The following is a 13305-nucleotide window of genomic DNA, read 5'->3' as shown; positions in this document are numbered from 1 at the left end:
TATTAGAAGAGTATTACCGATTAGGCTCTTCTCTTAATTTCTAGCTTGGAGAAATAATAAGCCCTTGTAGCGTCGAAAAAATTACAAGGCTGAGATCTACTTCGCGAGATTACCGCAATTTAGATCAATACGGTAGCTAGCATTTGGCGAGAATATGACTAACAGCCCAGGGGCTAACTCAAAAGCAAAGCTTCCTAATATCTACCGAAAGTGTTTGCCGATTTATTTTTAATAGACGGGAGAAGTGGCACGATCGTATTGGAATCGTATTCCTGTTCACCGTATCTTCGTATAAAAACAATCCACTTAATTCCATTAGTGAGGCCAATTTTTATCGTTGAATATCAGCGTACAATTACTAATAGCTATCAGCTGTTAAATAAAGTTGGGCGAGTAACGACACTGGACCTTCAAACTTGTGACATAAATCACAAGAGTACGCCTGCCATAAAATCGACCTTGGGGCTAAAACACTTTGCCGCGACTAGGATCAGAGGGGAGAAAGGTGGTAACTATAGAAAGGAAAGGGGCTTAACTGGCCCAGGGTCCTATCTGTAAGAAACCTGGGCCGCATATCAGAAGCCTTATTCGATCTCTTTAATCCGCATAGAATTGGTATGTCCACCCATATTCAGGCGTTCACCCTGGGTGATCAGCACTCGCTGTCCCTTTTGCAAGTCGATTCGAGAGTTTAAGACCTCGATAACCGCTTCGGTTAAATGCCCTAGGGGAACAGACGCTGGATCAAAGCTCACCGTCTCTACACCTCTGAGCAGCACTAGCTGACGAGCAATTCGAGGGTGCCGGGTCAATGCATAAATCGGCAGGCGGGTATTTGCACGAGACATCATTCGCGGCGTACGGCCCGACTCAGTCAGTGCGGCCACGGCACAGAGGTTTTCTACTCGCGTTGCTACGTCAATCGCCGCCTGGGCAATTACTGTGTCGATCAACGGCGAGGAACCCTGGTCATTTTCAGTGTATGGAACACTGCCCAAATACTGTTCAGCGCCAATAATAACATCGCTCATGGATTCCACAGCGGCAACCGGATAATCACCCGCTGCAGTTTCCGCAGACAGCATAACTGCGTCAGTACCATCCAGCACCGCATTGGCAACATCCATTACTTCTGCGCGTGTAGGAGTCGGGCTGGTAATCATCGACTCCATCATTTGTGTCGCCGTGATTACGCCACGATTGAGAGCATTTGCGCGGTTGATCAGTTTTTTCTGCACCCCGACCAAAGCGGGATCACCGATCTCTACACCCAAGTCACCGCGAGCTACCATGATCGCATCGGAAGCCAGAATCAGGCTGTCCATTTGCTCATCGTCGGCAACGGCTTCCGCCCTTTCAACTTTGGCGACGATCGCCGCTTGGCTGCCAGCCTCTGCCATGGCCTTACGGGCAGTATCCAGGTCTTCTGCGCAGCGAGGGAAACTGACCGCAAGAAAATCCACTTCGAGATCTGCCGCCAGCTTGATATCCCGGTAGTCCTTTTCTGTCAGTGCAGGGGCAGACAGGCCGCCGCCCAACAAGTTAATGCCCTTATTGTTCGATAGCTTACCGCCTTGTAAAACTCGACAGTAAAGTTTGCTGGGAGTCGTTCCGGTTACTTCCAGGCGAATCTTGCCATCATCTAACAACAGGATATTGCCGGACTGGCAATCACTAATCAGGCTGGGATAGTCCACACCTACACGATGTTCATCTCCTCCTTCAACCGGGCAATCCAGGTCGAGGGTAAATTCATCATTGTTTTCCAGCTGCACGCTGCCTTTGGCAAAGCGGGCAATACGGATTTTAGGCCCCTGTAAATCCCCCAATACCGCAACAATTTTCCCCTGTGCTTCGGCGGCGTTGCGCACTTCAGTGACACGGCGACGGTGATCTTCTGCCGATCCGTGGGAAAAGTTCAGGCGCACTACATTCACCCCAGCACGAATCATTTCGTCGATTACGCGCGGTTTATCTGTACCTGGGCCCAGGGTTGCTACGATTTTTGTATGGCGAATCATAAGATCCCGTCATCTAATAAATTGAAAAGAAGGTTCAGAGGGCTATCAAACAGGAATTCTATGTCCATTTAATGGCCCTCAGTAATTGAATTACCAAAATATGGTGAATGAGGGGAGTTAAGCAGACTCTGCAACCGGCTGACTCAGTTGGAGCGTCTCAGCCATGGCCAGACTGGTATCCAGCATGCGGTGGGAGAAGCCCCACTCGTTATCGTACCAGGCCATTACTTTAACCAGGTTTCCATTCACGCGTGTGTGGTTGGCATCAAAGTGACTGGATGCACTGGTGTGGTTGAAGTCCACAGAAACCAGGGGCTGATCACAGTAGGTCAGAACACCGCCGCTCGCCTGAGCAGCTTCTTGCATGATCTGATTCACTTCTTCAGCGGTAGTGTCGCGGCCGGCAATAAACTGGCAGTCCACCAGGGATACATTGCTTACCGGTACACGGACAGCCATACCATCGAGGCGCCCTTTCAGTTCAGGTAATACCAGACCCACTGCTGCAGCTGCACCAGTTTTGGTTGGGATCATATTGTCCGCTGCGGCACGTGCCCGGTAAATATCTGAGTGTACAGCATCCTGGGTATTCTGGTCGTTGGTGTAGGCGTGTACGGTGGTCATAAAGCCACGCTCAATACCCAATTCACGATGCAGTGCTTGAGCCACTGGCGCCAGGCAGTTGGTAGTGCAGGACGCGTTGGAAACTACACGGTGATCGCTAGTGAGGTTGCTGTCATTCACACCATAAACAACGGTAAGGTCCGCATCTTTTGATGGAGCTGAAATCAGTACTGCAGCAGCGCCGGCTTCAATGTGAGCTGAAGCGGAAGCACGGTCGGTAAAGCGGCCAGTACACTCCAGCACCAAATCTACTCCCAGTTGCTTCCAAGGCAATTTGGATGGGTCCCGCTCCTGGCAAACCTGAACTCGATCACCACCGATAACCAGTGCATCACCGTCGACTTTGACGTCTGTACCAAATCGCCCATGAATAGTATCGAACCGTGTCAGGTGAGCATTAGAAGCTACCGGGGCGAGATCATTAATTGCAACCAGTTGAACACGATCGCTGTAGCCTGACTCATAAATGGCTCGGGTGACATTTCTACCGATACGACCGTAACCATTGATGGCAATTTTAATTTTCATCTCGCTTTACCCTCTTTATATACTATTGGTATTCCAAGCAGCACCCACTCAAGGGTGCTCCATACCGAGTGTTTTATTTCAATTCAGAAGCTTGTTTTGCCAGGCGAGTAATTTCAGCCCAGTTTTGTTCACGGACCAGAGCATTACTCGCCATCCAGGAACCGCCGACACAAACCACATTGTCCAATGCCAGGAAATCAGGGGCATTTTGCGGGCCTATGCCTCCGGTGGGGCAAAAGCGAACGTCCTGCAGCGGGCCACCAATAGATTTCAGCATTGGTACTCCACCTGCTGCCTGCGCGGGGAAAAATTTCTGGTAGCGATAGCCTCGCTCAAATAAGCGCATAACTTCTGAAACGCTAGCAGCACCGGGCAGCAGAGGTACTTCACTGCCTTCTGCCGCTTCTAGCAAACGATCGGTTGCGCCAGGGCTCACCATAAAGCTGGCACCGGCATCGATAGAACGACGCAGATCATCACCATTGAGTACGGTGCCGGTTCCCACATGGGCTTCCGGCAAGTGTTTTGCAATTTGTTCAACAACTTCCAGGGCTGCCTCAGTGCGCAGGGTAACTTCAAGTACCTTCAGGCCACCTTCAATCAAAGCACCGGCAAGAGGGAGGGCGTCTTCAACTTTATCTACAACCAGTACTGGGACAACGCCAGCCACCTGCAAAATCTCGGCGATATTTTTCTGCATCAGTTAATTCCAAATCTTTCGTTAAGGTGCCCAGTAAACAGTGACTGGTTTTAGCCCCTGCTTGAGAATACTGCGCACCGGCATTTCTAACTCATCACTGCCGAGCAATGCCTCGCGATAAACTTTTAGTTTTTCTTCACCAGTGATCAACAACTTGATATTGCGCGATTGCACAATTGCGCTCAGGGTTAAAGTCATACGCTCTGTATTGGAGCCGGTAACTTCACTTTGATTGGCAATAATTGCACTGCACAACTTTTCTGATTCAGGATTTAGTGCATCCTGTAAGCCCTGCGCATGGGGAAAAAGTGATGCGGTGTGGCCGTCACTACCCATACCCAGCAGACAAACATCAAACGGCTTTTGCAGCTCGCTGTAAGCGCGCTCACAAGCTTCTTCACCTTCTACGGCCGTTGTATGTGAGTTTTTCATTCCTAGAAAATTGGCTTTAGCGCCATAGTTCTGCAAGAGTGATTTCTCAATAAATGCTGCATTACTACCGCTGTGGTTTTTTTCCACCCAGCGCTCATCAACGAGAGCTGCTGTAATTTGTGACCACGGAAGTGGACGTCTGGATAACTCACGATAAACCGGCTCCGGAGTACTGCCACCCGATACCAGGAAGTTTGCGTGACCGTTTTCTTTAATACCTTTTTGCAATTCGCTGGCGCAGTCGTGGGCTAGGGCCTGGACCAGGCGCTCGCGATCTTGGAAAAACTTTTCTTCAGCCATGGATCATTCCATTTGTCTTCATGGAAACGGTCGTAATGTCGTGGAGACTTACGCCCGTTTCTCAGGTTATTACTGCGCGTTAAACCAGTGACGGTCACTGCGTGACAACAATTTGTCTGCCTCTTCCGGCCCCCAGCTACCTGCGGGATAGGGCTGAGGCTGATTTTCAGTTTCGCGCCAGTGGTCAATAATGGGATCAACCCAAGCCCAGGCAGCGGCAACCTCGTCACGGTGGATAAACAGCGCGGGGTTATTTGCTGCTGCATCCAGCATCAGGCGCTTATAAGCATCGCTACGGAAGCTGTCATAAGTATCTGAGAGGGTTAAATTTAATTCAGCTGGTTGCAGCTCGGTGGTGAGGCTGTCCATTTTTTTCGCCATCAAAACCAGCTTGATACTCTCTTCAGGCTGTAGTCGGATGACCAAACGATTGGGGACAATTTTTCCGGCAGATTCTTCGTATACATGGTGAGATACGTTTTTGTACTGAACCACAATTTCAGCACAACGCTTTTCCATACGCTTGCCAGTGCGCAGGTAAAAGGGTACCCCGGCCCAACGCCAGCTATCGATATGTGCACGAATTGCAACAAAGGTTTCGGTTAAGCTGGTTCCACCGTCAAGTTCATCGAGGTAACCAGGTACCTCACTGCCATTGATTTCACCGGCGACATATTGGCCGCGCACCACATTCTCATCGACCAAATTGCCGGTGAGCGGACGCAATGCTTCCAGTACCTTAATTTTTTCTGCACGGATATTCTTCGCCGACATACTGTTGGGAGATTCCATAGCGATAAGGCATAGCAGTTGCAGCAGGTGGTTTTGCACCATATCCCGCATAGCACCAGTTTCATCATAAAAACCCGCACGCCCTTCAAGACCTACGGTTTCTGAAATACTGATCTGGATATGATCAATAGTTTTTGCATCCCAAAGATGCTCAAACAGTACATTGCTAAAACGCAGTGCAAGAAGGTTTTGGACAGTTTCCTTACCGAGATAGTGATCGATACGGAAGATACTATCTTCCGGGAAGTAACTGGCAATTTTACTGTTAATTTCATCAGAGGTTTGGGCGTTATAGCCCAGCGGTTTTTCCACAACAACTCTGGAATTTTCAGTAATCAGTCCTTTTAAGGAGAGGTTTTCACAGCAGGGGCCAAATACTGCCGGCGGAATTGCCAGGTAGAAGATGCGAACCCGTTCAGGGTCAGTACCGAGAATTTCTGCCAAATGATCCCACTGGGCGTCCGGTACGGCGATATCCAATGTGACGGGGCAAAGCAATTGGCTAAATTGGTCCCAGCTCGAAGCACAGTACTCGCCCTCACGAAGATACTTTTGTAGAGCCTGGTGGGCTGTTTCGGTATATTGATCAATATCTGATTGACGGCGGCACACCGGAAGGATGCGACAGCCTTCAATCAAGCTGCCCTCTCTAAATGCTCGGTAAAGTGCCGGTAGCAACTTGCGTAGTGCAAGGTCTCCGCCTCCACCAAATAACACCATATCAAAAGGGTTAATCATAAATTTTGCTCTGAGATCGTTCTTGTCTCGGAGCCTTACTGGCTCCGCAATAATCAATAAAGAATGCTTGCACCGGTCTCTGCACCGCTGGCAAGCCCGCGCATATTAGCGAATAGTTCACGGCCGGTACCACGGGCACTTGCCGAAAGATCACACTGAGCCGGTTCGCGAGCATTAAATTCAGCTTCGTCTACCAGTACGCGCAAAACGCCAGCCTCTGAATCAAGTTCAATCATGTCACCCTCTTGCACCTTGGCAATTGCACCGCCTTCTACGGCTTCCGGTGACATATGAATGGCAGCCGGCACTTTCCCTGATGCGCCGGACATACGCCCGTCTGTGACTAGCGCCACTTTAAAGCCACGATCCTGTAGCACCCCCAACGTGGGAGTCAGCTTGTGCAGTTCCGGCATACCGTTGGCTCGAGGCCCCTGGAATCTCACTACAGCTACAAAGTCGCGCTCTAACTCACCAGCTTTGAAACGTTTAAGCAGGTCGTCCTGGTTATCCAGAACAATGGCGGGCGCCTTCACTTTGAGGTGCTCGGATTTAACCGCAGACACTTTGATTACACTGCGACCAAGGTTTCCTTCGAGAAGCTGCAAACCGCCATGTTGGGAGAAAGGATCAGAGGCCGGACGAATTACCGTCGTATCGCCGCTCTCCTCTGGAGTTGGCTTCCACACTACCCCGGTTGCATCGCCGCTCAAGAAGGGATCTTCGCAGTAGGGTTCGAGTCCGGAATTACCGAGTACGGTATGAACATCATCGTGTAAAAGACCCGCTGAGCGAAGTTCGCGGATCAGGAATTGCATACCGCCAGCTGCAGCAAAATGATTGATATCAGCTGTGCCATTCGGGTACACATGACACAGCAGTGGCACCACTTCGGAAAGATCAGCCATGTCCTGCCAAGTCAACTGAATACCTGCTGCACGCGCCATCGCAATAAGGTGCAATGTGTGGTTTGTGGATCCACCGGTAGCGAGCAATCCCACCACTCCGTTGACGAATGCTTTTTCTGTAAGAATTTTAGCTACCGAAGTGTGCTCGCTCGGTTCAGTAATTTTTACCAATTGCGCCACAGCAGCTTCGTTTAATGCTGAGCGCAAATCGGTACCGGGGTTTACGAAGGAACTGCCGGGCAATTGCAGTCCCATAATTTCTACCAACATCTGGTTACTGTTGGCAGTGCCGTAAAAGGTGCAGGTGCCGGCACTGTGATAGGAAGCACTTTCAGCTTCCAATAGTTCAGAACGCCCTACTTTTCCTTCAGCATACAGCTGGCGAACCCGGACTTTCTCCGCATTCGACAAGCCGGTGGGCATTGGACCCGCAGGTACAAAAATTGAAGGCAGGTGACCAAAAGACAGTGCACCGATAACCAGGCCAGGGACAATTTTGTCGCAGATGCCCAGGAATATGGCCCCTTCAAAAACATCGTGGGAGAGGGCGATCGCAGTGGACATAGCAATCACATCCCGTGAAAACAGGCTGAGCTCCATACCGGCACGCCCTTGGGTCACCCCATCGCACATTGCGGGCACGCCGCCGGCAACCTGAGCCGTAGCGCCATTGCGAGCAGCAGCCTCTTTCAATTGAGCGGGATAAGCACCATAGGGCTGGTGTGCAGACAGCATATCGTTATAGGCATTAACGATACCCAGATTCGGTCCACGCCCGGAGGCGATTAACTCTTTATCACTTTCCGGGGATGCGGCTATTGCATGGGCCAGGTTCCCGCAGGACACATGAGCCGCAGCCCGACCTTCAATATGCGCTTTCTCAACCTGCGCCAAATACTCTGCACGAGTTTCTTCGCTGCGCTTAATGATACGTTCGGTAACGGCCTGAACCTTGCTGTGAACCATGACTATTCCGTATTAACTCTGTTGAGGCGGTCTCCGCAGGCAAAAACCACCAGGGTCACATTTCAGTGGCATTTGCCACTTGTGATTGTCTTTCCGTGAAGGGCCTTTCGGCCGAATGGCTCCCACTTCAACCCTTTGGTTGTAGTGCCATTGAAGTCCCATTGCCCAATGGGAAATCTGAAACCTGAGGAACAAATTTGCTTCACAGGGCCAGAGGCAAATCACTCATCCCACGATTAAGCCCTTTGCAAGACTGCCTCTGGAACTTGTTAGGGAAACTCTGTTGTCAGGCAAAAATCTCTCTTCCGAGCCCTTTACCCGCCGTAGAACTGAATGTTAGTGATCCAACAATGCCGGAACCTCCTCCCCAGGGCAGTGGTAGAAGTTTCTTACGCCGACCTGAGCAATTCACTCAGCTTGTAGCCACTCAATCTTATTGACGCACATTATGTAGTTAAACTACAAGATTTTTCAAGAGCCACCACAAAGTCATTGAGAGTGGTCAGTATGGTGAAGGAAGAGATCACACTTTTCCGGCGTAAAAATCATCATTCGGCCGAAAAACTGGAACTGAAAGGCGCATAATGGTCATTATATTGGAGTGCAATCTCTCATTTAATGTAGAATTTTTACAGATAGGTTACGGGATGTAGAGTCGGCTCGAAAGACAGGATAAAAAACTACAAAGCTCTTTTAGAAAAGAAAGACGTGTCAGTCATAAAACTTACAGCGGGCTTATAACTGTTAAAATCCCATCTCCTAACAATACTTATCTTGTCGATACCCTCAGTTCCAAGTCACGGCTCAGATAGAACCAGTTGATGTATGAAAGTCACGATTAATGATGTTGCAGAATGCGCGGGCGTATCTATCAAAACCGTGTCCCGGGTGATCAATAATGAACCCTCTGTACGTGCTGCCACACGGCAAAAAGTGCTCGATGCGGTGAAAACCCTGAACTACACACCCAATCTCGCTGCACGGAACCTGGCGGGAACCCATACCTATTCCATCGCATTTATTTATGACAATCCTAATGCCTATTACGTTATCGACATGCAAAACGGCATATTGGAGGCTTGCAGATCCAAAGGATATGAACTGCTTATCCACCCATGCGATTCAAATTCCCCAGTTATCCTCAGCGATTTAAATAAACTAGTTGAGCACGGCAAGGTAGCCGGCCTAGTCCTGACCCCACCTTTCTCGGAGTCACCCGCTTTTCTCGAAACACTCAAATCCATGAATGTGGAGTTTGTGCGAATAGCTTCCTCTCGCATCAGCCATGAGATAGAAGAAAACTCCATACAAATCGATGACCGGCAAGCTGCTTTTAATATTACCCAGCACCTACTCTCCCTCGGACACAAACGCATCGCTTATTTGAGTGGAGGCGAGGAGCACCTCTCCACTTTAGAGCGCCAACAAGGTTACTGTCAGGCACTTGAAGGGGCAGGAATAACCGTAGACCGACAACTGATTATTGACGGTGAATATTCATTTGAATCTGGTGAAAGCAACGCAAAGAAGATCCTGCGCGGTGATAGTGTACCCTCGGCAATATTTGCCGCAAACGATGAAATTGCAGCGGGGGCTTTATTCGCTGCCCGTATGTTAGAGATTGATGTCCCTGGACAGGTTTCTATCGCCGGATTTGAGGACAGCCCATTCTCCCGGCAAACCTGGCCCAAACTCACTACTGCGTGCCAACCAAATAAGAAAATTGCACACTCCGCTGCAGAGTTATTGCTCAAGAGAATTCAAAGTAAAAGCGCAAAAGCAAATGGCTCTGCAGCAAAGGGTGAAATTCAACGCAGTTTCACCCCCGAGTTAATTATTCGGCAATCCACCGGACCCTCGCCGGAATAATTGTGTAAACTTGCTCTAGGTGCTGAAAGCTAATGCCTCCGAAATACCTCGCGGCCTTGACTCCAAGTTCTACTCACTTGCAACCCTTCATCTAACAGAACCATATCGGCACGGGCGCCCTCAGTAATTATTCCTGACCCCAAGCCTATAAATTGTGCCGGGTACAAACTTGCCATACGCAATGCTTCTTGCAATTCAACCCCGCACCAGTCGCAAATATTTCTCACCGCGCCGATCATATCCAAATGCGAGCCTGCCAACTCTCCAGTACTGGAGGTCAGCTTATCCCCCTCCCGCGTGACCACTCGATCAAACAGGGGGAAGCTGATTTCATCACTACCCACCAATGACATCGCATCGGTTACCAGTAATAACTTGCCGCGAGGCTTTGCCTTTAAAGCCAATGCCATTGCGCCAGGACTCACGTGGTGCCCATCGGCAATCAACCCACACCAAGCGTCATCGCGAATCAGTGCCGTTCCCACCATACCCGGCTCACGGGAATGAAGCGGGGACATTGCGTTATATAGATGGGTAAATCCCGTTGCGCCGGCATCCAATGCGGCCTCAACCGTGTCAGCACACGCATTCGAATGCCCCAAGCAAACATGAACCCCCAGAGAAACTAACTTCCGGATGTCGGATACTGCAACACATTCTGGCGCCAGGGTAACCAACCGTATTCCCAGGTCCTCCCTGGCGTAGAGGGACAACTCTTCATCACTCAAATGACGAATAAAGCCCTGCTCATGGGTACCTTTTTTGGCCTCACTTAAATGCGGCCCTTCAAAATGTATACCGGTTACCCCAGGGACATCGCTGGAGATCGCTTCACTTACTGCATCGGCAGCCCGCTGCATCACGGGCAAACTATCTGTGATCAAGGTAGGCAGGAATGCACTGGTACCGAACTGGCGATGAGCTTCACTTATTTTTTGAAGAGCAGAAACAGTGGGGTCCTGATTGAACAGCACACCTCCACCGCCATTGACCTGAATATCAATAAAACCTGGAACCAATAGACCCGGTAAACGTTCCGCGCTGGAACTCACACCTCCACCCACCGAAGAAATTATTCCACTGTCACCAACAGTGACGGCAATCTCCGAGAGAATACGCTCGCCATCAAAGAGCCTTTCAGCAATCAGGGTAACCCCCACTTTCCCCTCCCAAATACTATTCTCTGTTTTATTCAGACGGTCTGAGTGACCTTCTTTAAACCCACCGGCTCATCGGGATTAATCCCCCGACTTACCGCCACGTGGGCTACATCAATATAAAAGCGTTGCAAAAGTGCCAATGGGGCCACTCTAGGATGAACCCCCTTACTCGGCACATGCAAGTTAATCAGTGCCGCCCCTCGCCGCCGGATTTCATCAATCTGCTGACTGTGAGTGGGGAATGATTCATCTTCAATAGGAACGTTCACCACCGTCAACTTTCCCTCAACCAAGGTGACAGGGCCATGCAAGAATTCTGCACTAGAATATGATTCCGCATGAATATTGCACACTTCTTTTAACTTAAGTGCCAGCTCCCGGGTAATCCCATAACCCGGCCCTCGCCCCAATACCACTAGGTTTTGTACTGAGGCCAGATTCTCTGGTCGCAATTGAATTTCTGCCCGCACTGCGGTCTTGAGCGTTTCCGGCAACTTTTCCAATGCAGTACAAAGGGCGGTATCCTGTGTCCAGTTAGCAACCATCTGCAATATGGCGGACAAGGTTGCCAGATAACTCTTCGTAGCTGCCACCGCTTTTTCCGGGCCGGCTTTTAGCGGGATAACCAAGTCGACCACATCTTTGATTGGCGCGTCTTCATCGTTAAGTAAAGCCACTGTATAAGCGCCTTGCTCTCTTGCCATGCGCGCTTGCGCCAGGATATCTGGACTTCTCCCGGACTGGGAAATAACGATAACCAGCGCATCATTAAGCTTTAACGTACGTCCATAGACACTGGAGACCGATGGCGCCGCAGCAAAAGTTGGAGTACCAGTTTCAATCTCTATCAGGTACTTGGCAAACACTCCCGCATGATCAGAAGATCCTCTCCCCACAATCATCACGAAGCGAGGAGGCGTCTGACGCAGGCGCTCCCCCAAGCGAGACATTATTGTGGCATTGGAATGCAGCTGTTCAGCAATCCTATCCGGCGCCTCACGAGCTTCAGCCTCCATAACCGTGGTAACCATAATACGACCCGTCTAACTCACTCAAAATACGGTCCCAGGCTCCTCACTGATACCCGGCCCCATCAATCAGTCTATGCCTAGCCGTACACTCTCCTGGTTAATTGGCGTCAATAGTCTTCCTTGCTTGACTACAAATAACCAAGAACTCTCCCGCCAACAAAAAACCCTATATCTGTCACAGGAGAATGGGTATTCGCTATACCTTTTTAATCTATGCTTAAGGCACCCCTGTCAGTCGCTGCCGATCAGAGCTATAGGAAGGATCAATGCCCCAAACCCCGGGCAGTTTCACCGCACAAAAGTGGCACCTAATCATTCTTTTGGTAGTGGCAAGCTTACTTAGCAGCTGCTCCAGCATCCAATTTGCCTATAACAACATCGACTATTGGATACGCTGGAAGCTTCACGATTATGTGGACTTGAATTCTCAGCAGGAACTGGAATTTCAAGGAGCCCTCAATAGTTTTTTTCACTGGCATCGGCAGACACAACTTCCCAAATATGCCAACTTTCTCACTCAACTGGCAGACAAAGTAGATCAGGGGCAGCTGGAAGATCCTCAGCTGGGTCCTGCTGAAGATGAGGTCCGCCACTTCATTAGTAGCGCCAGTAATAATGCGTTTAACCTGATACTTCCTATAGCGGCACAACTAACACCACAGCAAATTGACCGGCTACAACACAACCTGATAAAAAAGCAAAAGAAAACACTGGAAAAATGGCAGCGCTCACCCTGGAAAGTCCAACGTCGTCGCGACCGACAAATTCGCAAGGAGAGCAGGCGCTGGCTGGGAAGCTTGACCGATCAGCAGAAGCAGTTGATTGCAGCTTGGGTCAAGCAAGTAGAGTACAACCCGGTTCTGCGCAATGAGCAACAGCAGATCTGGCAAAGTCATGCTATCGAGCTGCTGCGGCAGAAGCCTGATGGATATCTTGAGAAATTGCGAAGTTTGCTGGAAAACCCCGAACAGCTGTGGACAGATGAATACCGCAAGGCCCAAGAGCAACGCAAAATCCAGGCCCGGGAGTTAGGAGAGGAGATTTTATCCAGCACCAGTCCTACACAACGTCGCCACCTAAGTAAAACTCTACGGGACTACGCCCAGGACTTTCGCACCCTATCCAGTGAGTAAAGATCCCTTTATTTCAAAATATTATCGCAGGGACAACTAGTGGAGTAGTTGATCTAACCAATCAGAGACCTATCATAGTTGCTGACACTTAGATTCAATAGAAACT

Annotated in this window: 10 protein-coding genes; 2 read left to right on the top strand and 8 right to left on the bottom strand. The window is 49.8% G+C overall.

Going from position 1 to position 13305, the window contains the following annotated elements; genetic code table 11:
• Positions 1-584: 584 nt before the first annotated feature.
• From pyk to edd, 6 genes are all read right to left on the bottom strand, one after another.
• Positions 585-2021 (bottom strand): pyruvate kinase, encoded by a 1437-nt coding sequence (gene pyk, locus ACJJIW_RS11190; RefSeq protein ID WP_282931530.1) that lies wholly within the window; start codon positions 2019-2021, stop codon positions 585-587.
• A gap of 117 nt (positions 2022-2138) precedes the next feature.
• On the bottom strand, positions 2139-3173 hold the full coding sequence (gap, locus tag ACJJIW_RS11185; protein WP_282931529.1) for a type I glyceraldehyde-3-phosphate dehydrogenase: 1035 nt from the start codon (positions 3171-3173) through the stop codon (positions 2139-2141).
• 73 nt (positions 3174-3246) lie between these two features.
• Positions 3247-3873, bottom strand: coding sequence for a bifunctional 4-hydroxy-2-oxoglutarate aldolase/2-dehydro-3-deoxy-phosphogluconate aldolase (eda, locus tag ACJJIW_RS11180; RefSeq protein ID WP_282931528.1), 627 nt, complete (start codon positions 3871-3873; stop codon positions 3247-3249).
• A gap of 21 nt (positions 3874-3894) precedes the next feature.
• On the bottom strand, positions 3895-4605 hold the full coding sequence (gene pgl, locus ACJJIW_RS11175) for a 6-phosphogluconolactonase (RefSeq protein ID WP_282931527.1): 711 nt from the start codon (positions 4603-4605) through the stop codon (positions 3895-3897).
• A gap of 69 nt (positions 4606-4674) precedes the next feature.
• On the bottom strand, positions 4675-6135 hold the full coding sequence (zwf, locus tag ACJJIW_RS11170) for a glucose-6-phosphate dehydrogenase (protein WP_282931526.1): 1461 nt from the start codon (positions 6133-6135) through the stop codon (positions 4675-4677).
• 53 nt (positions 6136-6188) lie between these two features.
• Positions 6189-8006 carry a phosphogluconate dehydratase gene (edd, locus tag ACJJIW_RS11165; protein ID WP_282931525.1) on the bottom strand — a complete coding sequence of 606 codons (1818 nt, stop codon included), beginning with the start codon at positions 8004-8006 and terminating at the stop codon, positions 6189-6191.
• 825 nt (positions 8007-8831) lie between these two features.
• On the opposite strand from edd, the gene ACJJIW_RS11160 reads away from it, so the two are divergent.
• Complete coding sequence (locus ACJJIW_RS11160; protein WP_282931524.1) at positions 8832-9875, top strand: LacI family DNA-binding transcriptional regulator; 1044 nt, start codon at positions 8832-8834, stop codon at positions 9873-9875.
• A 29-nt stretch (positions 9876-9904) separates the two neighbouring features.
• Here ACJJIW_RS11160 and nagA read toward each other — a convergent pair whose 3' ends face one another.
• Both nagA and nagB-II read right to left on the bottom strand, forming a co-directional pair.
• Positions 9905-11035: an N-acetylglucosamine-6-phosphate deacetylase gene (gene nagA, locus ACJJIW_RS11155; RefSeq protein WP_282931523.1), complete on the bottom strand. Its 1131-nt coding sequence runs from the start codon at positions 11033-11035 to the stop codon at positions 9905-9907.
• Positions 11036-11067: 32 nt separating this feature from the next.
• Entirely contained in the window at positions 11068-12066 is a 999-nt protein-coding gene (gene nagB-II / locus ACJJIW_RS11150; RefSeq protein ID WP_282931522.1) for a glucosamine-6-phosphate deaminase NagB-II, read from the bottom strand.
• Between the two features lie 266 nt (positions 12067-12332).
• Here nagB-II and ACJJIW_RS11145 point away from each other — a divergent pair, with 266 nt between their 5' ends.
• Complete coding sequence (locus tag ACJJIW_RS11145) at positions 12333-13199, top strand: DUF6279 family lipoprotein (protein ID WP_282931521.1); 867 nt, start codon at positions 12333-12335, stop codon at positions 13197-13199.
• Positions 13200-13305: the final 106 nt, after the last annotated feature.

The organism is Microbulbifer maximicatervae (SeqCode), from assembly GCF_052467815.1.
This window is presented reverse-complemented; position numbering and strand designations above follow the sequence as displayed.

Excerpts from the sequence above, each read along its gene's own strand:
- ACJJIW_RS11145 (WP_282931521.1), top strand. The coding sequence starts at position 12,333 with ATGCCCCAAACCCCGGGCAGTTTCACCGCACAAAAGTGGCACCTAATC.
- gap (WP_282931529.1), bottom strand. The coding sequence starts at position 3,173 with ATGAAAATTAAAATTGCCATCAATGGTTACGGTCGTATCGGTAGAAAT.
- zwf (WP_282931526.1), bottom strand. The coding sequence starts at position 6,135 with ATGATTAACCCTTTTGATATGGTGTTATTTGGTGGAGGCGGAGACCTT.
- pgl (WP_282931527.1), bottom strand. The coding sequence starts at position 4,605 with ATGGCTGAAGAAAAGTTTTTCCAAGATCGCGAGCGCCTGGTCCAGGCC.
- ACJJIW_RS11160 (WP_282931524.1), top strand. The coding sequence starts at position 8,832 with ATGAAAGTCACGATTAATGATGTTGCAGAATGCGCGGGCGTATCTATC.
- eda (WP_282931528.1), bottom strand. The coding sequence starts at position 3,873 with ATGCAGAAAAATATCGCCGAGATTTTGCAGGTGGCTGGCGTTGTCCCA.
- edd (WP_282931525.1), bottom strand. The coding sequence starts at position 8,006 with ATGGTTCACAGCAAGGTTCAGGCCGTTACCGAACGTATCATTAAGCGC.
- nagB-II (WP_282931522.1), bottom strand. The coding sequence starts at position 12,066 with ATGGTTACCACGGTTATGGAGGCTGAAGCTCGTGAGGCGCCGGATAGG.
- pyk (WP_282931530.1), bottom strand. The coding sequence starts at position 2,021 with ATGATTCGCCATACAAAAATCGTAGCAACCCTGGGCCCAGGTACAGAT.